The 26,228-nt window shown below is 70.3% G+C and carries 25 protein-coding genes; 10 read left to right on the top strand and 15 right to left on the bottom strand.

Annotated elements, in window-relative coordinates:
* Positions 1–260 precede the first annotated feature (260 nt).
* The 6 genes from hpnA to F6X51_RS01875 all read left to right on the top strand — a co-directional run bounded on the left by hpnA (position 261) and on the right by F6X51_RS01875 (position 7,160).
* Entirely contained in the window at positions 261–1,286 is a 1,026-nt protein-coding gene (gene hpnA / locus F6X51_RS01900; protein WP_150961417.1) for a hopanoid-associated sugar epimerase, read from the top strand.
* Positions 1,283–2,182 (top strand): squalene synthase HpnC, encoded by a 900-nt coding sequence (hpnC, locus tag F6X51_RS01895; RefSeq protein WP_150961416.1) that lies wholly within the window; start codon positions 1,283–1,285, stop codon positions 2,180–2,182. Before hpnA ends, hpnC begins: the two co-directional genes overlap by 4 nt.
* The gene (gene hpnD / locus F6X51_RS01890; RefSeq protein ID WP_150961414.1) at positions 2,179–3,033 is read left to right on the top strand and encodes a presqualene diphosphate synthase HpnD; all 855 of its coding nucleotides are present in this window, start codon (positions 2,179–2,181) and stop codon (positions 3,031–3,033) included. Before hpnC ends, hpnD begins: the two co-directional genes overlap by 4 nt.
* Positions 3,030–4,319, top strand: a complete 1,290-nt coding sequence (gene hpnE, locus F6X51_RS01885) for a hydroxysqualene dehydroxylase HpnE (RefSeq protein WP_150961472.1) — start codon at positions 3,030–3,032, stop codon at positions 4,317–4,319. Before hpnD ends, hpnE begins: the two co-directional genes overlap by 4 nt.
* 42 nt (positions 4,320–4,361) lie before the next feature.
* Positions 4,362–6,359: a squalene--hopene cyclase gene (shc, locus tag F6X51_RS01880; RefSeq protein WP_150961412.1), complete on the top strand. Its 1,998-nt coding sequence runs from the start codon at positions 4,362–4,364 to the stop codon at positions 6,357–6,359.
* 72 nt (positions 6,360–6,431) lie between these two features.
* A complete protein-coding gene (locus F6X51_RS01875) occupies positions 6,432–7,160 on the top strand; it encodes a phosphorylase (protein ID WP_150961471.1) in 729 nt (242 codons plus the stop codon).
* Between the two features lie 88 nt (positions 7,161–7,248).
* Here F6X51_RS01875 and hpnH read toward each other — a convergent pair whose 3' ends face one another.
* A complete protein-coding gene (gene hpnH / locus F6X51_RS01870; RefSeq protein ID WP_150961410.1) occupies positions 7,249–8,412 on the bottom strand; it encodes an adenosyl-hopene transferase HpnH in 1,164 nt (387 codons plus the stop codon).
* Positions 8,413–9,024: 612 nt separating this feature from the next.
* Between hpnH and hpnN the strand changes: the two genes are divergently transcribed.
* On the top strand, positions 9,025–11,694 hold the full coding sequence (hpnN, locus tag F6X51_RS01865) for a hopanoid transporter HpnN (protein ID WP_150961408.1): 2,670 nt from the start codon (positions 9,025–9,027) through the stop codon (positions 11,692–11,694).
* 25 nt (positions 11,695–11,719) lie between these two features.
* The gene (locus tag F6X51_RS01860) at positions 11,720–12,439 is read left to right on the top strand and encodes a spermidine synthase (protein ID WP_150961407.1); all 720 of its coding nucleotides are present in this window, start codon (positions 11,720–11,722) and stop codon (positions 12,437–12,439) included.
* Positions 12,440–12,473: 34 nt separating this feature from the next.
* On the opposite strand, the gene hpnK is transcribed toward F6X51_RS01860, so the two are convergent.
* The 5 genes from hpnK to F6X51_RS01835 form a co-directional block, all read right to left on the bottom strand.
* Positions 12,474–13,313, bottom strand: a complete 840-nt coding sequence (hpnK, locus tag F6X51_RS01855; protein ID WP_150961405.1) for a hopanoid biosynthesis-associated protein HpnK — start codon at positions 13,311–13,313, stop codon at positions 12,474–12,476.
* Positions 13,314–13,401: 88 nt separating this feature from the next.
* Positions 13,402–14,823, bottom strand: a complete 1,422-nt coding sequence (gene hpnJ, locus F6X51_RS01850) for a hopanoid biosynthesis associated radical SAM protein HpnJ (RefSeq protein ID WP_150961403.1) — start codon at positions 14,821–14,823, stop codon at positions 13,402–13,404.
* Positions 14,824–14,883: 60 nt separating this feature from the next.
* Positions 14,884–16,068, bottom strand: a complete 1,185-nt coding sequence (gene hpnI / locus F6X51_RS01845; RefSeq protein WP_150961401.1) for a bacteriohopanetetrol glucosamine biosynthesis glycosyltransferase HpnI — start codon at positions 16,066–16,068, stop codon at positions 14,884–14,886.
* 78 nt (positions 16,069–16,146) lie between these two features.
* The gene (locus F6X51_RS01840) at positions 16,147–16,755 is read right to left on the bottom strand and encodes an MlaC/ttg2D family ABC transporter substrate-binding protein (protein WP_150961399.1); all 609 of its coding nucleotides are present in this window, start codon (positions 16,753–16,755) and stop codon (positions 16,147–16,149) included.
* The gene (locus F6X51_RS01835) at positions 16,746–17,873 is read right to left on the bottom strand and encodes a flippase-like domain-containing protein (RefSeq protein WP_150961397.1); all 1,128 of its coding nucleotides are present in this window, start codon (positions 17,871–17,873) and stop codon (positions 16,746–16,748) included. The genes F6X51_RS01840 and F6X51_RS01835 overlap by 10 nt, the downstream gene beginning before the upstream one ends.
* Before the next feature lie 208 nt (positions 17,874–18,081).
* Here F6X51_RS01835 and F6X51_RS01830 point away from each other — a divergent pair, with 208 nt between their 5' ends.
* Both F6X51_RS01830 and F6X51_RS01825 read left to right on the top strand, forming a co-directional pair.
* Entirely contained in the window at positions 18,082–19,263 is a 1,182-nt protein-coding gene (locus F6X51_RS01830) for an amidinotransferase (RefSeq protein WP_150961395.1), read from the top strand.
* 185 nt (positions 19,264–19,448) lie between these two features.
* Positions 19,449–20,312 carry a MipA/OmpV family protein gene (locus F6X51_RS01825; protein ID WP_150961393.1) on the top strand — a complete coding sequence of 288 codons (864 nt, stop codon included), beginning with the start codon at positions 19,449–19,451 and terminating at the stop codon, positions 20,310–20,312.
* A 15-nt stretch (positions 20,313–20,327) separates the two neighbouring features.
* Here the strand turns inward: F6X51_RS01825 and F6X51_RS01820 are convergent, their stop codons facing one another.
* The 9 genes from F6X51_RS01820 to F6X51_RS01780 form a co-directional block, all read right to left on the bottom strand.
* Positions 20,328–20,543 (bottom strand): hypothetical protein, encoded by a 216-nt coding sequence (locus F6X51_RS01820; protein WP_150961391.1) that lies wholly within the window; start codon positions 20,541–20,543, stop codon positions 20,328–20,330.
* Positions 20,544–20,613: 70 nt separating this feature from the next.
* Complete coding sequence (locus F6X51_RS01815; RefSeq protein ID WP_150961389.1) at positions 20,614–21,225, bottom strand: glutathione S-transferase family protein; 612 nt, start codon at positions 21,223–21,225, stop codon at positions 20,614–20,616.
* 34 nt (positions 21,226–21,259) lie between these two features.
* Complete coding sequence (locus tag F6X51_RS01810; RefSeq protein WP_150961387.1) at positions 21,260–22,444, bottom strand: dienelactone hydrolase family protein; 1,185 nt, start codon at positions 22,442–22,444, stop codon at positions 21,260–21,262.
* A gap of 117 nt (positions 22,445–22,561) precedes the next feature.
* On the bottom strand, positions 22,562–22,771 hold the full coding sequence (locus F6X51_RS01805; protein ID WP_150961385.1) for a hypothetical protein: 210 nt from the start codon (positions 22,769–22,771) through the stop codon (positions 22,562–22,564).
* Positions 22,772–22,828: 57 nt separating this feature from the next.
* Positions 22,829–23,287, bottom strand: coding sequence for a response regulator (locus F6X51_RS01800; protein ID WP_150961384.1), 459 nt, complete (start codon positions 23,285–23,287; stop codon positions 22,829–22,831).
* Positions 23,288–23,463: 176 nt separating this feature from the next.
* Positions 23,464–24,381 carry a dienelactone hydrolase family protein gene (locus tag F6X51_RS01795; RefSeq protein ID WP_150961382.1) on the bottom strand — a complete coding sequence of 306 codons (918 nt, stop codon included), beginning with the start codon at positions 24,379–24,381 and terminating at the stop codon, positions 23,464–23,466.
* 64 nt (positions 24,382–24,445) lie between these two features.
* On the bottom strand, positions 24,446–24,868 hold the full coding sequence (locus F6X51_RS01790) for a hypothetical protein (protein ID WP_150961380.1): 423 nt from the start codon (positions 24,866–24,868) through the stop codon (positions 24,446–24,448).
* A 163-nt stretch (positions 24,869–25,031) separates the two neighbouring features.
* Positions 25,032–25,553, bottom strand: a complete 522-nt coding sequence (locus tag F6X51_RS01785; protein WP_150961378.1) for a DUF192 domain-containing protein — start codon at positions 25,551–25,553, stop codon at positions 25,032–25,034.
* Positions 25,553–26,158, bottom strand: a complete 606-nt coding sequence (locus F6X51_RS01780; protein WP_150961376.1) for a cold-shock protein — start codon at positions 26,156–26,158, stop codon at positions 25,553–25,555. Before F6X51_RS01780 ends, F6X51_RS01785 begins: the two co-directional genes overlap by 1 nt.
* Positions 26,159–26,228 lie beyond the last annotated feature (70 nt).

Raw genomic sequence — 26,228 nt, 5'->3', positions numbered from 1 at the left:
CGCCCAGGCCGGCCTCGACGCCCCCGCCATCGTCCGCCTCGTCCAGGACACCCTGCCCGGGCGTCAGGACAGCCGGGCCGGCAGCCGGCTGCGTCTCGCCTGAGACGCGGCTTCCAGGCGGCCACGCGCGGCTTCGTCCGCACTGTGGCCGGCATATCCTTGTTCCCTGCGCCGTTCGATGAGACAAGCGCGCGGCGCGACGGGCCGCCCAGGGTGAAACGCATCCTCGGGCGCCGTTTTTCCTCGACGATACGAGCGTGATGGCAGAGGCGACCCAGACCGGCTTCTCCGATCCCGGCCCCGTGTTGATCACCGGTGCGAGCGGATTCCTCGGCGCTGCCCTGGTCGACGTGTTTCGGGCGGCCGGCTTTCCGGTCCGGATCCTGGTGCGCGCCTCGAGCCCGCGCACGAACCTGACTTGGACCGACGTCGAGTTCGCCGAGGGCGACATGCGCGATGCCGCGGCCGTCGCCCGCGCCATGCAGGGGATGCGCTACCTCGTCCACGCGGCGGCCGATTACCGGCTCTGGGCGCCCGACATGGAGGAGCTGGTCCGGACCAACCGCGACGGCACGCGCCTGCTCATGGAGGCGGCCCTGAGGGCGGGCGTTGAGCGGATCGTCTACACGTCGAGCGTCGCCACCATCAAGCCTCACGACGACGGCAGCCCGGCCGACGAGACCCGTCCCCTCACCCCCGGCACCGCGATCGGCGCCTACAAGCGCAGCAAGGTCGTGGCCGAGCGCGTCGTCGACGAGATGGTGGCGCGCGACGGCCTGCCGGCCGTGATCGTGAACCCCTCGACGCCGATCGGCCCGCGGGACGTGAAGCCGACGCCCACCGGTCGCATCATCCAGGAGGCCGCGCTCGGCCGCATGCCCGCCTTCGTCGACACCGGGCTCAACCTCGCGCATGTGGACGACGTCGCGGCCGGGCACCTCCTCGCCCTCCGCAGGGGCCGCGTCGGCGAGAAGTACATCCTCGGCGGCGAGAACGTGCTCCTGTCGCAGATGCTCGCCGACATCGCCGGCATGGTCGGCCGCAAGCCGCCGACCGTGAACCTGCCCCGGGCGGTGGTCTACCCGATCGCCTTCGTGTCCGAGCAGATCGCGCGCTTCACCGGCAAAGCGCCCTTCGCCACCATCGACGGCATCCGCATGTCCCGCTACCGGATGTTCTTCACGGACGCCAAGGCGCGGTCCGAGCTCGGCTACACCGCGCGGCCCTATCGCGAGGGCCTGGCCGACGCGATCCGGTGGTTCCGCGGCGCGGGGTACCTGACGTGAGCGCGAGCCTGCAGAACGCGACCGACGCGCGCTCCGGAAAGGGCCACCGCGACGAGAACTTCCCGGTCGCCTCCCGTCTGATCCACCCGCGTCACCGCGGTGCGATCCTGGCCTTCTACGACTTCGTGCGCGCCGGCGACGACGTCGCGGACCACAACGGGCTGTCGCCCGAGCGCAAGATCGCGCTCCTCGACGGGTTGGCCGACGCCTTGACCGGCAAGGGGCCGGCGGATTCGGAGGCCGCCCCCCTGAGGCGGGAGCTCGCGTCGCGCGGATTGCCGCCGACCCACGCCCTCGAACTGCTCGACGCCTTCCGGATGGACGCACGCAAGAGCCGCTACGCGGATTGGGACGAGCTGATCCATTATTGCCGCTACTCGGCCATGCCGGTCGGCCGCTACGTGCTCGACGTGCACGGCGAGGATCCGGCCCGGGTCTGGGCCGCCTCGGACGAGATCTGCGCCGCCCTGCAGATCATCAACCACCTGCAGGATTGCGGCAAGGATTTCCGCGATCTCGACCGGGTCTACATTCCGCAGGACAGCCTCGACCGGCACGGCGCCGACGTGGCGATGCTCGGCGCCGGGCGGGCGAGCCCACAGCTGCGCGCGGTGATTGCGGAACTCGCCGAGCGCACGCTCGAGTTGCTAGACGCGGGCGCGATCCTGCCCGACCTCATCGACGACCTGCGCCTCTCCCTCGAGATCGCCGCGATCCATCGGCTGGCCGTCGTCCTGGCCCGCGGGCTGACGACCCGCGATCCGCTCTCCGAGACGGTCCACCACGGCAAGGCGGCCTTCGCGCTGACGGCCTTCGGGGGGATCCTCGGAACCCTGGCGCGCCGCCCGTTCCGCGGGCGCGCCGTCCGCGCCGCCGCTGAAGGAGCGCACCGTTGAGCGCCACCGCGACGCCGATGCCCGAAACGCGGAGCGAGGAGGCCCCTGCCCTGCCGGCGGCCGGCTCCTCGTTCTACACGGCCATGCGCCTGCTGCCGAAGCCGCGGCGCGAGGCAATGTACGCCGTCTACGCATTCTGCCGCGCGGTCGACGACGTGGCCGATGACGGCGGCCCGGCCGACCAGCGCGCCGCCGAGCTCGATCGCTGGCGCGCCGACATCGACGCCCTCTACGACGGCACGGCGCCGGCCCGCGTCCGGGACCTCGTCGGGCCGGTGCGCCGGTACGACCTGAAGCGCGCGGATTTCCAAGCCGTGATCGACGGCATGGCGATGGACGCCTTCGAGGACATCGTGGCGCCGGACGAGGCGAGTCTCGACCTCTATTGCGACCGGGTCGCGAGCGCGGTCGGACGCCTGTCCGTCCGGATCTTCGGCATGCCCGAGGCCGACGGCATCAAGCTCGCCTGGCATCAGGGCCGGGCGCTGCAGCTCACCAACATCCTGCGCGACATCGACGAGGATGCCGAGCGGGGCCGCCTCTACCTGCCCCGCGAGAAGCTCGCCGGCATCGGCCTGACCGCGCCGACCCCGCAGGCCGCGATCGCGCATCCGCGCATCGGCGAGGTCTGCGCCGCCGTCGCGGCCGAGGCCGACGCGCATTACCGGGCGACCTGGGAGATCATCCGGCGCTCGCCCCGCGCAGCCACGAAGGCCGCCCGCCTGATGGCGGCGGCCTATCGGCTCTATCTCGACGCCCTGCTCAAGCGCGGCTGGCAGGCGCCCCGCGCGCGGGTGAAGCCCGGCAAGCTCGCCCTCCTGGCGGTCGCCCTGCGCCACGGGTTCCTCTGATGGGCACGATCCACGTCGTCGGCGCCGGCTTGGCCGGCCTCTCGGCCGCTGTCTCGCTCGCCGAGCGCGGCGCGAATGTGGTCCTGCACGAGGCCGCCAAGCAGGCGGGCGGGCGTTGCCGCTCCTACAACGACCCGACGCTCGGGCTGACGATCGACAACGGGAACCACCTGCTCCTGTCGGGCAATACCGATTCGCTCGCCTTCATGCGGACGATCGGCGCGCCCGCGGAGGCCCTGACCGGCCCGGACGAGGCCGCCTTCGATTTCGCCGACCTCCGCTCGGGCGAGCGCTGGCGCCTGCGCCCCAATGCCGGGCGCCTGCCCTGGTGGATCCTCAGCCGGGCCCGTCGCGTGCCGGGCAGCCGCGCCCGCGACTACCTCGCGCCGCTCGGCATCCTGAAGGCCGCGGCCGGCAAGCCCGAGGGCCAGGGCGGCACCATCGGCGAGAGCATGGCCTGCGAGGGCGTGCTCTACGAGCGCCTGTGGCACCCCGTGCTGCTCGCGGCCCTGAACACCGATCCCCGTGAGAGCGATGTCGGGCTTGCCGCCAGGATCCTGCGCGAGACGCTCGGCGCCGGCGGCAGCGCCTGCCGCCCCCTCGTGGCGGTCGGCGGCCTCTCGGTGGCCTTCGTCGACCCCGCCGTGGCCCATCTGGGGCGCAAGGGCGCCGAGATCCGCTTCGGTCGGCGCCTGCGCGGCTTGACCTTCGGCGCCGGACGGATCGCACGCCTCGATTTCAACGACGCACCCGTGGATCTCGGTCCCGATGATTCGGTCGTGCTGGCGCTGCCGCCCTGGGTCGCCGCGGAGATCCTGCCGGGACTAGCCGCGCCGCGGAGCTTCCGCTCGATCGTGAACGCACATTTTGCTGTGGCTCCGAAGCCCGGCAGCCCGCTTCTTCTCGGTGTCGTAAACGGCCTGACCGAGTGGCTGTTCGCCTACCCGGACCGGTATTCGGTCACCATCAGCGGCGCCGACCGGCTTCTCGAGACGCCGCGCGAGGACCTCGCACGCCAGATCTGGTCGGAAATCGCGACCCTCAGCAATCTTGCTCCGGAACTGCCAAGCTGGCAGATCGTCAAGGAGAAGCGCGCAACCTTCGCCGCAACGCCCGAAGAGGCGGCGCGGCGCCCGGGGGCAGCGACGAATTACGAGAATCTCGTCCTGGCAGGCGATTGGACCGCGACCGGTCTGCCATCGACGATCGAGGGGGCGATCCGCTCAGGGAAAACCGCCGCGCTCGCACTCATGTGCGAACCGGCACTCGGACGCGGCGCGGCGTGAGGCATACGGCCGCCTGAGAAGGAGGCCGGTGAGGCGAGGACGATGCGAGAGGCTGTGAACAAGGTCGAGGCGCTGCAGCGCCCGAAGACTCAGGACATTTCCCTGGAGGATGTCGAGCGCGGCGTCGCGAGCGCCACGCGGGCGCTGACGCGCCTCGCGCAGTCCGACGGCCACATCTGCTTCGAGCTCGAGGCGGATGCCACCATCCCGTCCGAGTACATCCTGTTCCACCAGTTCCGCGCCACGAACCCCCGCCCCGGCCTCGAGGCCAAGATCGGTCACTACCTGCGCCGGACCCAGGGCAAGCACGGCGGCTGGGCCCTGGTGCACGAAGGGCCCTTCGACATCAGCGCCAGCGTGAAGGCCTATTTCGCCCTCAAGATGATCGGCGACGACATCGAGGCCCCGCATATGCGCCGTGCCCGCGAGGCGATCCTGTCGCGCGGCGGCGCCTCGAATGCCAACGTCTTCACCCGCTTCCTCCTCGCCCTCTACGGCGAGGTGCCCTGGCGCGCCGTCCCGGTGATGCCCGTCGAGGTGATGTTCCTGCCGAAGTGGTTCCCGTTCCATCTCGACAAGGTCTCGTACTGGGCGCGCTGCGTGATGGTGCCCATGTTCGTCCTGCAGGCGACGAAGCCCCGGGCCCGCAATCCGCGTGGCATCGGCGTGCAGGAGCTCTTCGTCACCCCACCGGACCATGTCCTCACCTGGCCGGGCTCCCCCCACGCGACCTGGCCCTGGACCCCGATCTTCGGCGGCATCGACCGGGTGCTGCAGAAGGTCGAGGACTACCTCCCCAAGAAGCCGCGCCGGCGCGCCAAGGAGAAGGCCGTCGCCTGGGTGAGCGAGCGGCTGAACGGCGAGGACGGCCTCGGCGCCATCTTCCCCGCGATGGTCAACACCGTCCTGATGTACGAGGTGATGGGCTACCCCTCCGATCACCCGCAGGTCCGCATCGCCTGCGAGGCGATCGAGAAGCTCGTCGTCGAGAAGGACCATGAGGCCTATGTCCAGCCCTGCGTCTCGCCGGTCTGGGACACGGCGCTCGCCAGCCACGCCCTGCTCGAGGCCGGCGGCCTCGAGGCCGAGCATCAGGCCCGCCGCGGCCTGGACTGGCTGAAGCCCCGCCAGATCCTCGACATCGTGGGCGACTGGGCCGCGCGCCGGCCCAACGTGCGCCCGGGCGGCTGGGCCTTCCAGTACGCGAACGCCCACTACCCCGACCTTGACGACACCGCGGTCGTCGTGATGGCGATGCACCGGGCGATGCGCCAGCACGGCCTCGTGGCGGACATGCCGGACTACACCACCTCGATCGCCCGGGCCCGCGAATGGGTCGAGGGCCTTCAATCGAGCGACGGTGGTTGGGCGGCCTTCGACGCCGACAACAACCACATGTATCTGAACCACATTCCGTTCTCGGATCACGGCGCGCTCCTCGATCCGCCGACCGCGGACGTGACCGCCCGGGTCGTCTCGATGCTGGCCCAGCTCGGCGAGACCCGGGAGAGCTCGAAGGCCCTCGATCGCGGCGTCTCCTACCTGTTCAAGGAGCAGGAGAAGGACGGCAGCTGGTACGGCCGCTGGGGCATGAACTTCATCTACGGCACCTGGTCGGTGCTCTGCGCCCTGAACGCGGCCGGCATCGACCCGCAATCGCCCGAGGTGCAGCGCGCCGTGGCCTGGCTCATCCGCATCCAGAATCCCGATGGCGGCTGGGGCGAGGACGCGTCGAGCTACAAGATCGACCCGGCCTTCGAGCCCGGCTACAGCACGGCCTCGCAGACCGCCTGGGCGCTGCTCGCCCTGATGGCGGCCGGGGCGTCCAACGAGCCGGCCGTGACCCGCGGCATCAACTACCTGGCGCGCACCCAGGGGGGGGACGGCTTCTGGAACGAGGAGCGCTACACCGCGACCGGGTTCCCGCGGGTGTTCTACCTGCGCTACCACGGCTACTCGAAGTTCTTCCCCCTCTGGGCCATGGCGCGCTATCGCAACCTGAAGCGCAGCAACACCCGGCAGGTCGCCTTCGGGATGTGAGTGCTGTGGGCCGGAGCCGGCCCGCCGCCCGGGCGTTGTCCCCGCCTCTCCAGCCGAACCGGGCCCCGCATGATGCCTGACGCGCCGACCGACGCCGCTGCCGCGCCCCTCGGCGGTCCGGGAGCCGTGCGGCGGCCGGTCCTCGCCGTCACGGGGCTCGCCAAAGAGGCGCGCCTCGCCGAGGGGCCGGGCGTGATCGCGGTCGGGACCGGCGGCAATCCGCACCGGCTGCGCCGGCTGCTCGCCGAGCGCGCCGAGGCCGGCTGCCGGGCCGTCGTGAGCTTCGGCATCGCGGGGGGCCTCGACCCGTCTCTGGCGCCGGGCGACGTGGTGGTCGCGTCGGGGATCATCGCGGAGGACGGGCGCTCACCGACGGACGCCGCCCTGATGCGCGCATTCCTCGACCGGCTCGCCGATCCCCACCTGCGGGTCGTCACCGCCGATCTCGCGGGCGTCGACGCCGCGGTGATGGCGGTGGCCGGCAAGAACGAGCTCCGCGGGGCGTCGGGGGCCGCCGCCGTCGATATGGAATCGCACGTCGCCGCCGCCTTCGCGGCCCGGAACGGCCTGCCCTTCGGGGCGATCCGGGTCGTCTGCGATCCGGCCCACCGGGCGCTTCCGGCCTTCGCCGCTGAGGCGCTGAAGCCGAACGGCGAGCCCGATATCCTCAAGGTCCTGGCGGCCCTGGCGCGCGGCTCGGTCGGCCTCGGCAGCCTCATCCGCCTCGCACGGGACTCCTCGGCAGCCTTCGCGGCGCTCGCCCGCTGCCGCGCCCGGCTCGGTCCCGGCCTCGGGATCTAGCGCCCCGCCCGCACCTGCCGCGGGCCAACGAGAAAGCCCCGCAGGAGACCCGCGGGGCTTCTCTCGTGCCCGGTCGCTGCGACGGCTCTCAGGCCGCCGTGCGCTTGCGGGCTTCCTGCTTGGTGTCGATGCCGGAGGCTTTGATCTCCGAGAGCTTCTGGGCGACGTTGCGCGAGAACACGAACTCGGCCGGGCGCTGGTTCTCCAGGCTCACCTCGGGCGCCATCTCGCCCTCGGTCCTGATGCCGCGGATCGCGTGGACGAGGGGCTTCCAGGGCTTGCGCACGGAATCCACCACCGAGGAGGCCTCGTAGCCGGAATGCACCATGCAGTCGGCGCACTTCTCGTAGTTGCCGGTGCCGTAGGCGTCCCAGTCGGTCTCTTCCATCAGTTCCTTGAAGGTCGCCGCGTAGCCCTCGCCGAGGAGATAGCAGGGCTTCTGCCAGCCGAAGACGGTGCGGGTCGGATTGCCCCATGGCGTGCAATGATAGGTCTGGTTGCCGGCCAGGAAGTCGAGGAACAGGCCCGATTGCTGGAAGGTCCACTTCTCGCGGCCCTTCTCCTTGCCGTGCCGGAACACGCCGCGGAACAGGTCCTTCGTCGCCTTGCGGTTGAGGAAGTGCTTCTGGTCGGGGGCGCGCTCGTAGGCGTAGCCGGGCGAGACGGTGATGCCGTCAATGCCCATCTTGGTCACGCTGTCGAAGAAGTCCGCGATCTTGTCGGCCGACGAGTTGTTGAAGAACGTGCAGTTGATCGTGACGCGGAAGCCCATCTCCTTGGCGGTCTTGATGGCCGAGACCGCCTTGTCGTACACGCCGCGCTGGCAGACCGACTGGTCGTGCATCTCCTTGTCGCCGTCGAGATGGATCGACCAGGTGAAGTATGGGCTCGGCTTGTACTCCTTGATCTTCTTCTCGAGGAGCAGTGCGTTGGTGCAGACGATCGCGAACTTCTTCTGCGCGATGATGCCCTCGACGATCTGGGGCAGATCCTTGTGGAGAAGCGGCTCGCCGCCCGCGATCACCACGACGGGTGCGCCGCACTCGCGCACCGATTCGAGCGCGTCGGCGACGGGCAGGCGCTTGTTCAGGATCTCGTCCGGATAGTCGATCTTGCCGCATCCGGCGCAGGCGAGATTGCAGCGGAACAGGGGCTCCATCATCATCACCAGCGGGTAGCGTTTGCGGCCCGTCAGATGCTGCTTGAGGATGTAGCCGCCGATCTTCGCGACGTACCGGAGGGGAATGCCCAAGACGCGGCTCCTTTGTTTTTGGCCCCAGATTGACGGGCTGCTTAGCGTGAAAAGGATACGAATTCCAGCGATCTAGGTTGGAATGGGTCTCAAAACGGACCCTATTCCAGCAAAGCCGCACGTGTTTCCGGAGATGACGCAACGGAGCCACAGAAGCGCTGCCCGAAGCAGGTGCCCGCCGCACGCATGGGCAGACGCCTATCCCAGGCTCGGCGCGTTTTCCTAGCCCCCGTATCGAATGCCAGCTTTGCGTCGGGATTGAGACAACCACCGCAGATTGAGCTTGGCCGTAAACTTGCTGCGGTGCGAAATCGCACGTCAAACCCGGCAATATCCGAGAAAAGCCGCCCGCGTTGCATTCGGGGCCCTAGCGCTTTACTGAGCAGCCCGACCGTACTGGACCGGCACGGGCCGGCCGCAGGCGTCTCGCGAGGCCGCAGGTTCGGGCGGTCCGCACGTGACCCAAGGCGCTTTCGTGCGTGGGATCGGCCCGGGGCGTTTCCCATGGGCGGGCGTTTGTGGCAAACGCCCTGGTTTCCCGTTGCGTCGCACATTCTCTACCGGACAGGCGCAGCTCCTTTCCGGTCGGTGCTCTAAGCAGGCAGGATACTCGTGATCGAACGTCTCGTCGCGTTTTCCGTCCAGCGTCGCTGGATCGTCATCGCCGTCATCGCCCTGATGACGGTGACGAGCGCCGGTATCGCGGCCCACCTCTTTCGCATCAACACCGACGTCGAGCGGCTGATCGATGCGAAGGAGCCCTGGCGCCAGGACGAGATCAACTACGAGAAGGCCTTCCCCCAGCGCACCAACACGGTCGTGGCGGTGATCGACGGGCGCACGCCCGAGGTGGCCGAGGAAGCGGCCGCCGAGCTCGCCAAGGCGCTGTCTGTCCACAAAAATCTGATCGAGACCGTCAACCGCCCCGATGGCGGGCCGTTCTTCGACAAGAACGGCCTCCTGCTGATGTCCCAGCAGGAGCTGGAGAAGACCACCGAGCAGCTGGTGCAGCAGCAGGGCCTCCTCGGCCCGCTCGCCGCCGACCCCTCCCTGCGCGGCGTGATGCGGGTGCTGAGCCTCGGCGCCAAGGGCGTGAAGAGCGGCGACGCCAAGCTCGAAGACCTCGACAAGCCGATGGGTCAGATCAACGCGACCCTGCAGACGGTGCTCGCGGGCGAGCCGGCCCGGATGTCCTGGCAGCTCCTGCTCTCGGGCGGCGAGAGCCGCAGCACGGACCTGCGCAAGTTCGTGATCATCCAGCCCGTCCTCGACTTCAACGCGCTCCAGCCGGGCTACGAGGCCTCGAAGCTGATTCGCAACGTCGCCAAGGACCTGAAGATCACCCCCGAGAACGGCCTTCGGATGCGCCTCACCGGCCCCGTTGCCGTGGCCGACGACGAGTTCTCGACCCTGTCCGACGACGCGTTCCTCAACAACTCCGTCACGGTCGGGGCGATCGTGCTGTTCCTGTGGCTGGCGCTGCGCTCGGGTCCCCTCGTGGTCGGGGTGCTGATCACCACCTTCTCGGGCCTCATCGTCACGGCGGCCCTCGGCCTGCTGATGGTGGGCGAGCTCAACCCGATCTCGGTGGCCTTCGCGGCCCTGTTCGTCGGCCTCGGCATCGATTTCGGCATCCAGTTCGCGGTGCGCTACCGGGCCGACCGCTACGAGCAGCCGACCCTCGAATCCGCCATCCGGGCCGCCGCCCGCGGGGTCGGCTGGTCGCTGACGCTCGCGGCGATCTCGCTGATCGCGGGGTTCTTCGCCTTCCTGCCGACCGCCTTCCGGGGCGTGTCGGAACTCGGCCTCATCGCGGGCGTCGGCATGGTGGTGGCCTACCTCTTCGCCCTGACGCTGCTGCCCGCGCTGATCGCGGTGTTCAAGCCGCGGGGCGAGAAGGAGGCGGTCGAGACCACCTGGCTCGCGGGCGTCGATCCCTGGATCCTGCGCAACCGCAAGGGCGTCCTGATCGGGGTCGGCCTCATCACCCTCGCGGGCATGCCGCTTCTCTGGAAGCTGCCCTTCGATTCGAACCCGATGCACCTGCGCAGCCCGAAGGTCGAATCGATCGCGACCTATCTCGACCTGATCAAGGATCCGGCCACGAGCCCGAACGTCATCGACGTGCTGGCGCCCTCGGTCGCGGATGTGCCGGAGCTGTCGAAGCGCCTCGAGACGCTCCCGGCGGTCGCCCAGACCAACAGCATCGACACCTTCGTGCCCCGAGACCAGGACCAGAAGCTCGCCACGGTCGCCGACACCGCGCAACTCCTCGACCCGATCCTCAATCCGGGCCGGCGGCCGCCGCCGCCGACGGATGCCGAGAACGTGAAGGGTATCAAGGAGGCCGCCGCGGCCCTGCGTGCCCTCGCCACGGGCGACCAGCAGCCCGGTGCCACGTCCGCCGGCGCCAAGTCCGCCGGTGCCCTCGCGACGACCCTCGACAAGCTCGGCAACGCGCCGGTCGCCACCCGCGAGGCGGCCTCCGTCGCGCTGACGACGGACCTCAAGACCCTGCTGAAGCGCCTGCGCGACCTGCTCCACCCGGAGAAGATCACCCTCGACAACCTGCCGCCGCAGCTGAAGGCCGAGTGGGTCGCCGCCGACGGGCGCGCCCGCATCGAGGTGCATCCGAAGGGCAATTCCAACAACGATCAGGTCCTGCGCCGCTTCGCCAAGGAGGTGCAGACCATCGCGCCCCACGCCACCGGTGCCCCCGTCGCCACGACCTCGTCGAGCTACACGATCCTCGGCGCCTTCGTGCAGGCGGGCGTCACCGCCCTGGTGCTGATCTTCATCATCCTGTCAGTCGCCCTGCGCAAACCCTGGGACGTGGCAATGACGCTCGGGCCGCTGGTGCTCGCGACCCTGTGGACGCTGATGGCCCTCAAGGTCGTCGGCATGCCGCTGAACTTCGCCAACATCATCGCCTTGCCGCTAATGCTCGCGGTGGGCGTGGCCTTCCACATCTACTACGTGATCGCCTGGCGGGCGGGGGTCGCCGACATGCTGGCCTCAAGCCTGACCCGCGCGATCTTCTTCTCGGCGCTCACCACCGGCACCGCCTTCGGCTCGCTGGTGCTCTCGAGCCACCCGGGCACCGCCAGCATGGGCAAGCTCCTCGCCCTGTCGCTGTTCTTCACGCTGATCGCCGCCTTCTTCGTGGTCCCGGCCTTCCTCGGGCCGCCGCCGAAGCGGCCCGATGCCGACCGGCCCGAGGGCAACACCGCCGAGGCCGATCCCCTGATCGCCCGCAAGGCCGAGGCCGTGGCGGCCAAGTAGGGCCGGTTCGGCGGGGCTGCGAGTCGTGATCCCCTGGAAGCATCTCGGCACCGCGGAGATCCCCGGCGAGGCCGGGACCCTGCGGCTGCTGCAGCGGGGGAGCGAGTTCTCGATCCAGCTCGGCCAGAACGAGCTGATGAACAGCCGCCTCAGCGGATCCGAGCGGGCGCTGGCGGACCTCGCCTGCACCCGCGTGGGAGCGCGCCCGGGCACGCGCCTCCTGATCGGCGGCCTCGGCATGGGCTTCACCCTGCGGGCGGCCCTCTCCGCCCTGCGCCCGGACGCCGAAATCGTGGTCGCCGAACTGGTTCCGGCCGTTGTCGCCTGGGCGCGCGGGCCGATGGCGGACTTGCACGCGGGCAGCCTCGACGACCGCCGGGTCCGCCTGCACGAGGGCGACGTCGCCGCGCTGATCCGCGCGCGGCCGCAGGCCTACGACGCCATTCTGCTCGATGTCGACAACGGTCCCGAGGGCCTGACGCGCGCGGCCAATGACGGTCTCTACGACAAGGCGGGATTGCAGGCCGCCGAGGCGGCCCTGCGACCGGGCGGCGTCCTGGCGGTCTGGTCCGCCGGTCCCGACCGCGCCTTCAGCCGGCGCCTGCACCAGGCGGGCTTCGGTGTCGAGGAGGTCACCGTGCGGGCGCATGCGGGCCGCAGCGGCGCCCGGCACCGCATCTGGCTCGCCACCCGGCGGGACGGCGCGCCGACCCCGAAGCCGCCGCGGCGCTCAGGCCCGGGCTGAGGCTCGTCACCACCGTTCTCGACCCGGACCGGCATCACAGGAAGTCCGAGAACCCCCCGCTGACGATCCCCGGCCGGGCCACGGCCGCGCGGGCCTCCGGGGCGACGAGCGCGTCCCGTTCCGCCGCGTAGGCGTAGCCCGGCGCCTCGCCGGGGAAGCCGCCCGCCGTCGCCGGGTGGGTGTAGAGTTCCGTCAGGCCGGCCGGCAGATGGGCGAGGAGCGCCGCCACGCGCCGCGGCGTCATCGCGCCCGACCAGGCGAGCCCGAGGGTCCGGTCGGGGATCAGGAGGCCTTCCTGGCGGGCCCGCACCGCCAGCAGGGCCGCCCAGGGCGCGATGTCGAGGGCCGGTTTCGGGTTCGCCCCGGCCTCGGCCTGCCGCAGCACCGCGCGCGTCTCCCGCGGCACCCGGATCGCCCGCATGCCGAAGCCCCGGCCGATCCGCAAGACCGCGCCCGCGATCAGGGGATGGACGTGGAAGTGCTTGTGGGCGTTGACGTGGTCGAGGGGCAGTCCGGTCGCCCGGTAGGCCTCGAACTGCGCCGTGATCTCGGCGGCGAGCTGGCGGCGCGCGCCCGCCCTCACCGCGAGGTCGAGGCCGAGGCGGCCCATGTCCCGGCGCATCAGGCCCTGCGCGTCCGTGAGGTCCGGCAGCTGCTCCGGCGGCAGGGTCGGCCAGGCCTCGACGAGGACGAGGTGCAGCCCGACGCGCAGGGACGGCAGGCGCCGCGCCCGGGCCACGGCGTCGGCGGCGGCCGGCGCCGAGACCATCAGGCTCGCGGCGGTCAGGATGCCGTCGCGATGGGCCTGCTCGACGGCCTCGTTGACCTCCGGGCTCAGGCCGAAATCGTCGGCCGTCACGACAAGTCGCTTCACGCTCGGCTCCGGTCCATGCGCGGGTCGGTCCGCCAACGAAAATGGCCGGGCGAGACGCCCGGCCATACACCTCGAGAACGCACCGTGATCAGGCGGCTTGGCGCTCCTTGAGGAACCGGTAGAACTCGACGCCCTCGCGCAGGCGGCGCTTCATCATGTCGGGGGAGCGCACCATCTCGCTGACGATCGAGGCGATCTTCGGGGCGCGGAAGTAGAACTTCTTGTAGAAATCCTCCACCGAGTTGAAGATCTCGGTATGCGACAGGTGGGGATAGTGCAGCGGCGCGACCTGCACGCCGTTCTCGTCGACGAGCTCAGCGTTCTCCACGTCGAGCCAGCCGTTCTCGACCGCCTGCTTGTAGAGATACGTGCCCGGATACGGCGCCGCGAGCGAGACCTGGATCGTGTGCGGATTGATCCGCTTGGCGAACTCGATCGTTTCCCGGATCGTCTCCTTCGACTCGCCCGGCAGACCGAGGATGAAGGTGCCGTGGATGGCGATGCCGAGATCGTGGCAATCCTTGGTGAACTTCTCGGCCACCTCGACGCGCATGCCCTTCTTGATGTTGTGAAGGATCTGCTGGTTGCCGGACTCGTAGCCGACGAGCAGGAGGCGCAGGCCGTTGTCCTTGAGGACCTTCAGGGTCTCGCGCGGCACGTTCGCCTTGGCATTGCACGACCAGGTGACGCCGAGCTTGCCGAGTTCGCGGGCGATCTCCTCGGCGCGGGGCAGGTTGTCCGTGAAGGTGTCGTCGTCGAAGAAGAACTCCTTCGTCTGCGGGAACTCCTTCAGGCAGTACTTGATCTCCTCGATCACGTGGGCGACCGAGCGCGTCCGGTAGGTGTGGCCGCCGACCGTCTGCGGCCACAGGCAGAAGGTGCAACGCGACTTGCAGCCTCGGCCCGAGTAGAACGAGATGTAGGGGTGCTTGAGGTAGCCGATGAAGTACTTCTCCATCTGCAGGTCGCGCTTGTAGACCGAGGTGACGAACGGGAGCTGATCCATGTCCGTCATGATCTCGCGGTCCGCGTTGTGGACCACGACGCCGTTGGCATCCCGGTAGGACAGGCCCTTGATCTCGGACATGTCCACGCCGTCGGCGACTTCCTTGACGGTGAAGTCGAACTCGTTGCGGGCGCAGAAATCGATGCAGGGGGCCTGGGCCATGGCGCCGGCGGCGTCTACCGCCACCTTGGCGCCGATCAGGCCGGCCTTGAGCTTGGGATTGGCTGCCTTGAGCGCCTCGATCGTCTTCACGTCGGACTTGAAGGAGGGCACCGAGGTGTGCAGCACCACGAGGTCGAAGTCGTTCGCCTGCGCGACGATCTCGGCCAGCTTGATGTTGTGCGGGGGCGCGTCGATCAGCTTCGAGTTCGGCACCAGGGCCGCCGGCTGGGCCAGCCAGGTCGGGTACCAGAACGACTTGATCTCGCGCTTGGCCTGGTAGCGGGAGCCGGCGCCGCCGTCGAAGCCGTCGAAGGTCGGTGCCTGGAGGAAGAGCGTGCGCATGGGGTTCAAGGCCTCAGAGCGGGGCGGGATTGATCAAGTCGAACGAAGTCGGCGCAAAGGTCAGACGGAGGTGGCTTCAGCATCGCGACTGAGGCTGGCCTCCGGAATAAGCGTTCCATCCGCAACGACGCGATAATCGTGACCTTTCCATGTCACCGCCCCCGAGACGAAGCTCCAGGAGAAGTTCGTGAAGGAGAGGATGTCGCGAATCGGCAACAGCCAGTAGGCGTGCGGCTCGAGGCCGAAGGCCCGCTCGAGCCGGAGGCAGAGGACGATTCGGCAGGCGAGGGCCAGAGCCGCGACCGCGAGGGCGCTGTGGCCGGCGCCCGGCATCAGGGCGCCGATGAGCGCGAGCGGGAAGGCGTGGGTGACGATCGAGCCGGCATAGCCCGCCGGGTCGACGTTGCGGATGGTGCGGTTCCAGCGCAGCTCGTGGCGCCAGAGGCCGGTGAGTTCGGTGTCGACGCAGGTATGCCCGATCGTGAAGCTCGGGATCGCCACGTGCTGCCCGGTGGCGCGCAGGGCCTCGCCGATGGCGTAATCGTCCGCGAGGTCGTTCCTGAAGGCCTGGAAGCCGCCGATCTCGCCGAGCGCCCTGCGGCTGAAGGCGATGGTGGAGCCGAAGCAGGGCTTGGCGAGGCCGAGCGCCGTGCCCATCACGACGTTGGGCAGGAACTGGACGTCGATGGCGAGCGCCGAGAGCTGCGCGTGCAGGCCGCGATGCGACGGCACCCCGTGATACAGGCAGGTGACGCCGTTGACGCCGGGCACGGACAGTTCGGCGACGATGCGCTCGAGGTAGTCCGGCCCCACCACCATGTCGCTGTCGGCCAGCACGACGACGTCATGGGCGATCAGATCGGACATGTTGATCAGGTTCGAGACCTTGCGGTTCGAGCCGTGCTGGCGGGCATCGATCGCGAGGTCGATGCGCAGGGCCGGGAAGGCGGCCTCGAGGCGGCGCACCACGCCGATCGCCGGGTCGGTGGCGGTCTGCACCCCGAAGACGATCTGCACCGGGCCGGCATAGGCCTGGCCGCAGAAGCTCGCGAGGTTCTCGTAGAGGTTCGGCTCCATGCCGCAGAGCGGCTTGAGCATCGTCACCGAGGGGCGCGGGGCCTCCGGGGCGAGGCTCGGGACGGCCCGGGCCGCGAAGCGCCCGGCCAGGAGGGCGGCCAGCAGACCGTAGACGCAGCCGGCGAGCGCGAGGACGAGAAAGATCGGCGAGAGCCAGGTCAGGTCCATGGAGGGCATCGCTCGGTCACGAAGATCGGGAGAGAGCCGTGGGGGCCACGGCCGGGAGAAGTGTCGTGTCGTCCGCCTTCAAGGCGCTGGTTTGGCGGCCAGCATCCCGGCTGTGCGTTCGCGCAGGAATTTCAGCAGGGCCTCGGCTCCCCCGGCCTTGATCGGATCGGAGAAGAGCGTCCGCTGGCTCGCGACCTCGCTGACATCGCCGTTGAGGAGCACGTCCTGAACCCGGTTGCCCGGGTTCAGCAGGAAGTCGATCTGGGAATCCTCGCCCTGGGCGTTGGCGACCTTGGTGTGCACCACCCGGCTGCTGCCGCGGGCCTCGACCTGCGGGGTCACCTCGAACTTGCCACCGGCCGCCTGGGCGAGGCGGTTGGCGTAGGTCGTGGTGAAGTACTGGGTGAAGGCTTCGGTCAGCGCCCCCTGCTGCTCGGGGGTGAAGGCCTTCCATTTCGGGCCGACCGCGACCCGGACCATGGCGGGAAAGTCGAAGCTCTCCTTCATGGCCGGGCCGATCGCGTCCGCCCGGGCCTTCACGTCCTTGGCGCCGCTCTTCAGGGCGCCGTCGAAGCTGGCATAGAGGCTCTCGACCGTCTTGACCGCCGGGTCGTCCGCCGCCTGCACCGGACCCGCGACGAGACCCGAGAGCGCGACGGCGGCCAGGGTTCGGCGGATCAGGCGCACTTCTTCAGATCTCCGCGCTCGGCCTCGCCGGTGGCGCGCACGCCGGGGGGCGTGCTGCGGGGCGGGGCGTAGCTGTAGAAGGGGCCGAGGGTGGCGGTGGCCGGCTGGAGCACCGGCTGCAGGCGGCGCCCGAGCTCGGCCCCGCGCTCGTCCGTCTCCTGGGTCTCGGCCCTGCCCTCCATGAAGTGCCAGGCGACGAGGCCGGGCACGCCGATCAGCAGGTCGGCGAGGCGCTTGACCAGCGACAGCGCCAGGGCGACCTCCGCCGGGATCCCGAAGATGGCGCAGAGCGCGATCAGGCCGCCCTCCTGCGCCCCGAGCGCGCCCGGAACCGCGAAGGCGGCGCCGCGCACGGCCTGGGCCAGGCTCTCGATCACCACCGCCTCGGCGAAGCTCACGGGGTAGCCCATGAAGTGCAGGCAGACGTAGACTTCGAGGGTGCCGATGAGCCAGCCGATCAGATGGATGCCGATGCCGCTGCCGATCCGGGCGGGCGCGCCGTAGAGCTTGCGCAGGTTGTCGTAGAGCACGTCGATGGCGCCGAGGGCGCGCCATTCGCGGCCCGAGGCGAACCGGCTCAGGAGCGCCTGGATCACCCGGTGACCGGAGCGGCGCTGGATCAGGTAGAAGGCCGCGATGGCCGGTGCCGCGACCGCGAGGCCGCCGGCCACGGTCCGGACGATGGGCCCGTCGCCCGCGAGCCAGATCAGGACGCCGAGGCCCGCCACCGTGAAGAGGAGCTGCGTCAGGGCCTGGGTCATCAGGTCGACGAACATGCTGGCGCCCGCGAGCGCGCCGGTGATGCCGCGCTTCGTCAGGAGGCGCGCGCCCACGAAGTCGCCGCCCACGGTCGCCACCGGCAGGAGCGTGTTGATGCCCTCCCGCACGAAGCGGAGGTTGATGCAGGCCGCGAGGCTCGGGCGCTCGGCCTTGGGGAAGATCGCGAACCAGCCGAGTCCGGCCCAGGCGACCGCCAGGGCGCGGGCCGCGACCACGATCAGGGCGCCCCAGCCCGCGCTCACGACGGCCGTCGCCACGTCCTCCAGTCCGGAGGACAGGAACAGGCCGACGACCGTGCACAGTCCGGCGATCAGAGCCAAGGTCGTCAGGCGCTTCATGGTCCTCTTTCGGGGGCTGCGAAGGCGGAGAGTGCTGAGTTCCCGCCGAGATGCCGACCTAGAGTGCACCGGGCGTGAGGAGCATTCTGGCAAGTTGCAGCTTCCATCAGCGTTGTCTATCACCCGATAGACACACCGCTGACCAAAGCAGCACCGGGGGCTGGACCCTGGATCAACAGGTTGCGGGACACGCCAGAGGGGGACGTTGATGGACCGCGATTCGCACGTCACGGCAGGTGAGGCCGTGCGCGACGACGCTCAGAACGGGGCTTACGGACAAGCCCTCGAGACCGGTGCCGGCATCCCGGCTCCTCACTCGCCGGTGATGGCCTGGAACGAGTGGGATCCCCTGGAGGAGGTGATCGTCGGCTCCCTCGACGGCGCCACGATCCCGACCCATCACCTGACCGTGATCTTCAACCTGCCGCGGGCCGCGCAGCCGTTCTACCGCTTCGCGTCGGGCTGGAAGTACCCGAAGTTCATGAAGAAGCTCGCGCAGGCCGAGCTCGACAACTTCATCAGCATCCTGGCCGGAGAGGGCGTCACCGTCCGGCGGCCCGACGCGGTCGATTTCTCGCGCAAGTTCAAGGCGCCGCGCTGGTCCTCCCGCGGCTTCTGCGTCGCCTGCCCGCGCGACCCCTACCTCGTCATCGGCGACGAGATCATCGAGAGCCCGATGTGCTGGCGCTCGCGCTACTTCGAGGGCGACGCCTACCGCTCGCTGTTCAAGGAATATTTCCGCAACGGCGCCCGCTGGACCTCGGCGCCGCGCCCGCAGCTGACGGACGAGCTCTACAACTACGATTACCGGGTGCCGAACCTGAAGGCCGGCGAGCCGATGCAGTTCACCGTGAACGAATTCGAGCCGGTCTTCGACGCGGCCGACTTCGTTCGCTGCGGCCGTGACCTTTTCGTCACGCGCTCGAACGTCACGAACCTGATGGGCATCGAGTGGCTGCGCCGGCACCTCGGCCCGGGCTTCCGCATCCACGAGATCGAGAGCCGTTGCCCGCAGCCGATGCACATCGACTCGTCGTTCATGCCGCTCGCCCCCGGCAAGGTGCTGGTCAACCCGGACTACGTCGACGTCGAGCGTCTGCCGGCCGTGCTCAGGAAGTGGGACGTGCTGATCGCGCCGCGCCCCGACCCGGTCTCGGGGTTCATGAGCAAGATCTCGATGTGCTCGCCCTGGACCTCGATCAACGTCCTGGCCCTCGACGAGAAGAAGATCGTCGTCGACGCGAGCCAGCCGACGCTGATCAAGGCGCTCAAGGACTGGGGCTTCGACCCGATCCCGGCGCCGTTCCTCGCCTACGGCCCGTTCGGCGGCTCCTTCCACTGCGCCACTCTGGACGTGCGCCGTCGCGGCACGCTGAAATCCTACTTCTAGGGCGTTCCGCGCGTCCGGATCCGGGGGGGCGGCCCGCAGGGCGCGCCTCCTTTCGGCTTCCAGGGGCCCGCAGCGTTGCGGGACCGACACAGGCCGGCAGGATCGGGATCGCGGGGCGCCGACAGCCGATGCGATCGTAACGCTTTGTGTCCATAACCGGCGCCGAACGCCCGCTGGATTCCCCGATGGCCGCTACACGCCTGCCGGTATCGCTGATCGCCCGCACCGCGGGCTCCGCGCTCGCGGCCCTGAGCACCCTCGAAGCCGCCCGCGCCGCCGACATGCCGCTCGCGCCCGACGTCCCGGTCTTCGAGAAGCTCGACGGCAAGCTCTGGATCGTCACGCTGACGGGCAACCTCCAGGCGACGCCGCGCTCGCCCGGCAGCGACGAGTACACGGCGCTGGGCTACCCCGGCGTCGGCATCCGCGAGGCCGGCACGCCGCAGCGCTTCTCGACCCCCGACGACGGCGTCAGCTTCTCGGTCTACGACAGCGAGCGCTTCCGGCTCGGTCCCACCGCCCGTTACGTCCCCGGGCGCTACTTCGCGGATGACCGGCGTCACCTGTTCGGGCTGCGCGACGCCGCCTTCGCGGTCGAGCCCGGCGTCTTCGTGGAATATTACCCGGTGGCGTGGCTGCGGGCGCGGGGCGAGCTGCGCCACGGCATCTTCGGGCATCACGGCTTCGTCGGCTCGGTCGGCCTCGACCTGATCCAGCCGCTCGACCGCTTCCAGTTCTCAATCGGCCCGCGCTTCAATTTCGGCGACGAGGCCTTCGCGCGGCGCTATTTCGGCGTCACGCCGATCGAAGCGCTGGCGAACGACCGCATCAGCGCCTTCACGCCCGGCAGCTACGCCACGGTCGGCGGCCTCACCGCCCTCACCTACACGTTCAGCGAGCAATGGGCGACGACGGGCTACGTCGGCTACAACCGGATCGTGGGCTCGACCGCCGACAGCCCCCTGGTGCGGCGCGGCTTCGGCTCGCCGAACCAGTACGTGTTCGGCGCCAAGGTCGATTATTCGTTCACGATGCCGGCCCTGTTCTGAGGCCGGCGCGCCCGCTCAGGCGCCGGGGTGCTGAGGCCGGCGCCGGCCCGGCGCCCGGCGGTAGGCGGCGCGGGCGAGGACGAGGGCGCCGCCCACCTGCACGAAGCCGTTCTCGGCGAGATCCGGGGGGGCGAAGTGCCAGTGCAGGAGGAGACGCGTCAGCGCGTTGAGGGCGATCAGACCGACGCAGAACGCGGCGGATGCGGCGAGGGCGGCGACGAAATCGGGCATGGCTGCGCATCCCATGGAGGGGAGCTGAAGCTTAGCAAGAGGCGAGCCAGAGGCTTCCGCGGCCCGGAGGTCAGACCCCCGGAGGCCGGCTCGCCCGCATCGAAGGCCGCTCGGCGAAGCCCGCGTACCATGCGGCGAGTCCCGGGTGCCGGTCGCGCCAGGTGGCATCGGCGAAGCGAAGATCCAGGTAGCCGAGGGCGCAGGCGACCGCGATGGTGCCGATATCGACCCGGTCGGCGAAGCCCGGGGCCTCGCCCTCGAACCAGCCGAGAACGCCCTCGATCTTGGCCGTCTGGGCCGCGATCCAGGCCTTCGAGCGCTCGCCCTCCGCGCGTGCGGTCAACTCGTAGCGGACGAGAAGCGCGGCATCGAGCAGCCCGTCCGCCAGGGATTGCAGGTTGAGCGCCCGCCAGCGCTCCGGGCCCGCGGGCGGGAACAGGCGGGGGCCGCCGAGCGCGTCGAGGTACTCGCAGATCACCCGGCTATCGGCGAGGGCGTCACCCCGCTCGTCGATCAGCGTCGGCACCTGCGCCAGAGGGTGCCGTGCCAGGATGGTCCTGTCCCGGTTCACCGGGTGGGCGGCGCTCGGCACGCATTCGAGCCGGTCCGCGAGGCCGAGTTCGTGAGCCACCACCATCACCTTCCGGACGAAGGGTGAGAGGGGCGAGTGGAAGAGCTGCATCGCGGCCGTCCGGTTCGGGTATTGCGGGTCGGGCTCAGGGGCGGCGCGGGGCCGTGGCGTTGCGGGCGGCGGGGTGCGTGCTCGCCGAGGGGGCGGCGGGCGCGTGCGCCGGGCTCGGGCGTGGCGTCTCCACCGCGAGGCGCTTCACCGGCCAGCCGTCGTTCCAGCGCTCCATGTCGCTGAAGCGCGGGTTGTTCTTGAGGCCGGTCGCGTCCGAACCCGAGAAGGCTGCGGCGGCGGCGAGGTCGAAGGTCTTCCAGTAGGCGAGGTAGTCGAGGCTGTCGGCGCGGGCGTTGTTGATCTGCGCGACGAGCGTCTGCTGCTCGCCCGTCAGCGACATGTCCGCCGACCACTTGAAGGGAGGGGCCTTGGCGTCCTTCGGCTCCGGCGGCAGCTTGATCGCCCCCCCGTCGAAGGCCGCGTCGACGCCGGCCGGTGAGGACAGGGTGGCGGTGAGGGCCGGAAACCCGTGATCGTCCGAGAGGGCGCGCACGAGGAGCTTGCGCTCGGTCGGGACCGCGCTCGCCTCGCGCAGGATCCGGCGCGCCGCCGCGTCGGCCGCACGGGCGTCCTTGTCGCCGATCACTGTGATCAGCATCGTGTCGGGGGCGATCGTGGCGAGGTCGCCGAGGGCGATTCCGCGGGCCTTCGGGGTGCTGGCGATGCCGCCGGGCATCACCGCGAAGACGAGCTTGGGCACCGGCAGGCCCTGCGCCTTGGCATCGGCCGCGATGTTCGCGGCGATCGGCACCCCGGCGAGGTGGCCGATCAGCGCCACCTTGGCGAGGTTCGGCTTGGCGTCGGGATCGTTGGCGAGGTCCTCGAAGGCGGCCTTGAGCAGGCGCTCGGCGTTGGCGGTGGCATCCGCCGGGCGGGTCCGGTTCGGCTCCTGGAAGCGCGGGAACAGGACGAGGTGCCCCATCCGGGCGAGGTGGTCGATCCAGGCGCCGTAGGCCTGCGGATTCACCGCGCCCCAGCCGTGCAGGAACACCAAGACAGGGCGGCCCTCGGCCGGGGCGGCGCCGGACTTGTAGAACGCGAAGGTGGAGGCGCTCGGGCGGCCGAGGCCGCGCTTGACGATGGCGGCGGCGCGGTCGCCGACGCCGCCCGGACCCTCGGTGGGTTGGGCCGGCGGCATCGCGGCGACGGCCGGCGACAGGACGACGAGGCATCCGAGCAATGCGCCGGCCAGGCGGCCGTACCAGGGGGTCAGGGGCATGAGGGGCTCGACGGTACGGACGCAACCGGCGCAGCCGGCCGCGCTACATAGCAGATTTGCCCATCGTGGCGATGACGCGGAAGCCACGCCGCGTCGGCATGCGCGCGCCGTCGCGGCTCACGCGGCGAGCCGCCTCCGGGCGATCGTCGTCTCGACGCGGCGCGCGAGGTCCGCGAGGCGGCCCGGAGGGGTCTCGCCGGTGAGCGGCTCGTAGAGGTCGCGCAGGTCGTCGCCGATCATCGCGAGCCGCGTCGTCTCGGGGAGGGCGGCGTCCGAAACCCAGGACTGGCTGTACTTCGCGGCGTGGTCGGGGGTCACGGTCTTCATGAAAGTCTCGGGGGTCTCGTTGATGATGCGGCGAACCGTCTCAACGAGGCGGGCGATTCAAGTTTCCATCTCGCGCGAGATTATTTTTCCGCCCGGCCCGATCACCGAGGGGCCGCCCCGGCTTCCGTCCGGACGGCCGGCGGCCTCCTCGACCCAGGACAGGATGTCCTGCGCGCGCCAGGGCTTGGGGATGAAGGTCGCCGAGACCCGGAGGTCGCTCGGCTGGTCGCCGGCATCGCCCGAGGTCAGGAGCACGCGCACGCGCGGCCAGGTCACGCCGATGATGCGGGCGAGCTCGAAGCCGCCGATCGGCCCGGGCGTGCGCACGTCCGAGAAGACGACGCTGACGTCCTCGGCCCGGTCGTTGAGGATCGCGAGGGCACGCTCGGCGGTCTCGGCCTCGATCACCGTGAAGCCGGTCTCCTCCAGGAGCGTAGCCGCGAGGAAACGCTCGTCGGGTTGGTCTTCCACGACGAGGATGACCGGCTTGGTTCCCGACGAGGTCGCGTCAGTCATGATCCCGGGCACTCTATGAGGGCTGAACGGCGAGCCCGCGCTTTTGTTTCATCGGATCTTCGCCGTGACGGGCCAGGCTCGCGGCGGCAGGCATCGATCGAGGCAAGATCTGCACCGCATCCTTGCACATCCGCCGCGTCGGGGCCGTGTCCCTCAGAGCACAGGCCCGGACGAGATCAGCCGACGCCGTTGGCCGTGAGGAACCCGAGCGCCCGGGACCAGCCCGCCTCGGCGGCCTCCTTGCGGTAGCTCGGCCGGTAATCGGCATGGAAGCCGTGGGGCGCGTCGGGAAAGACCACGAGCTCGACGGACTTGCCGGCGGCCTTCGCCTTGTCGCGGGCCTCCTCCACGGAGGCGACCGGGATGCCCGTGTCGGCGGCGCCATAGAGGGCGAGGAGCGGCGCGTTGATCTCGGCCGCGACGTCGCCGGCGGTCCGGGGCTGGATCGCCGTGCGCTCGCCGGTGACCGGCCCATACCAGGCCACCGCGGCCTTGAGGTCGCGGCGATGCGCCGCGTAGAGCCAGACCCCGCGCCCGCCGCGGCACCAGCCCATGACGCCGAGCCGGCCGAGATCGCCCTTCGAGGCGGAGCCCGCCCAGACCACGGTCGCGTCGAGGTCGGCGATCCACTGGTCGTCCGGGGTCTTGGAGATGACATCGCGGACGATCTCCTTGACGTCGGTCATCCGCGAGAGGTCGCCCTGTCGGGCGTAGAGCTCGGGGGCGACCGCGCAGTAGCCGGCCTTGGCGAGGCGGCGGCAGATGTCCTTGATGTAGTCGTGGACGCCGAAGATCTCCTCGATCACGAGGATCACCGGGAACGGCCCCTGCCCGTCCGGCATCGCGCGGTAGCCCGGCATCGGCCCGTCGCCGGCCGGGATGCGCACTTCCCCGGCCTCGATCCCCGCCGTGTCGGTGTGGATGACCTGCGCCTCGACGCGCGTCGTCGCCAGCGTCAGGCCGGTCATCAGGCTCGTCATCACGAAGCCGCGCCGGGACAGGGGCGGCGTGATCAGCCCGTCGAGGCCCTCGCTGCGGTGGTCGGGCGCTGCCGGCAGGCCGTCATCGGCCGGTATGCGTGTCGCGTCCTGCATGGTGGTCTCCCTCGCGCGTTGCGCCGGAGGGCACCATGCCGGGGGATCCCGGTCAAATCCGGAATCAGGCCGTGGCGCGCAGGCCGGCGCTCCGCGCGGGCCGCTCCTCGGCGACGGGCATGCGGGCTGCGGGCTTCGGCCGCACGATCTCGCCGAGGCTCATGAACCCGCCCTCGAAGCCGGTCGGCTGCCCGGCCCGGATGCCGAACCCGAGCGCGAAGGAATGGCCGAGGAGCCCGTCGCGGGCGATGTTGAACCGGTCGAGCGCCACCAGGAAGGCCTCGCGGAACAGGCTCGGCGTGCACCAGCGCTTCTCCGCCATGTGCAGCGGCCATTCCCACAGCCCCTCGTGACGGCGCGAGCCGACGCTCTCGCGCGGGATGAAGTAGCCCGTGGCGCGGTGCTCCAGTCCCTCGCCGGACAGGCACCAATCGTCGTTCCGGAAGAGGATGCAATCGTCCGCGTAGGCTTGGCCGCCGTCGATCATCGCTGCGCCCCTCAAGGCTTGCCGGCCCGGGTCGCGCGACGCGCCGTCCGGATCAGGTAAGAACAATAGAGGAACACTGGCCCGAAACGATACAGGGGTCAAGCTTGGCGTTCACGGTGCGTTCGCGCGTCCACCGCGTTCACCGCTTCCGCGCGGCGGCGGCTCAGCGGGCCCGGAACAGGGAATGCTCGACCCGGTCGCCGGCACGGATCCCGAGCTTCGCGGCGGTGCCGGCATTGAGCTCGAGCACGGACAGCACCGGCTCGCCCGAGGGAATCACCCGGGTGGAGAGCGGCTCCGCGTCGGCGGCGACCCGCGCCACCGTCCCGTCGGCCCGGATGAACACCATGTCCAGGGGCAGGTAGGTGTTCTTCATCCACATGTTGACCGGCAGCGTCTGGCCGAAGTCGAAAAGCATGCCGTGGTCGGCGGCCATGTGGCGGCGGAACATCAGGCCGCGGGCCCGGCTCGCATCGTCGCGCATCACCTCGACCGCGAAGGCATGCGCCCCGGTCTTCGAGCGGATCGTCAGCGGCTCCGTGGCCAGGGCTTCCGCCGGGGCCTCGCTCTTCGCCTGGGCGTTGGCCTGCGCGACGGGCAGGGCCTGGATGGGCAGGAGCAGCGCGAGCGCGAGGCAGGCGCGGGCGGCCGGACGGTTGGCACGGAACACGGGCAGCAACACCATCAATGGGACGACGGCAGCGCCCCGTCGATCAGGCGGACCTCGGCGGCCATCGCCCCCTTGGATCCGTCGCCGTAGCGCACGAGCACCGCCTCGCCGGGCTTCAGTTCGGCGATACCGTAGCGGCGCAGCGTCTCCATGTGAACGAAGATGTCGGGCGTGCCGTCGCCGCGGCTGAGGAAGCCGAAGCCCCGCAGCCGGTTGAACCACTTCACCACGGCGGTCTCGAGCCCGCTCGTCGGCGTGACGCTCACGTGGGTGCGCGGCAGGGGCAGCTCGGAGGGGTGCGTCGCGGTCGATTGGTCGAGGGACACGACCCGGAAGGCCTGCCACCCGCGCGCCCGCTCCACCGCCTCGACGACGATTCGGGCCCCCTCGCTCGCGCTCTGATGGCCGTCGCGGCGCAGGCAGGTGATGTGCAGGAGGACGTCGGCGCTGCCATCGTCGGGAACGATGAAGCCGAACCCCTTCGAGACGTCGAACCACTTGATGTGGCCGGACACCTCGACGAGGTCGAGGGGACGCTCCTGATCCTGCACGTGCGTGCCGCCGCTCAAGCCGTCTGCCGAACGTGGGCTGCCGAGCCCTGATCCGAATTCGTCAGACATTGTTAAGCAACCCACACCGAATCGCGTTGAGCGGTTCACAAACGAGATTAACAAAGTCCCGACTCGGCGA

This window comes from Methylobacterium planeticum, from assembly GCF_008806345.1.
GTDB classification, from domain to species: domain Bacteria; phylum Pseudomonadota; class Alphaproteobacteria; order Rhizobiales; family Beijerinckiaceae; genus Methylobacterium; species Methylobacterium planeticum.
This window is presented reverse-complemented; position numbering and strand designations above follow the sequence as displayed.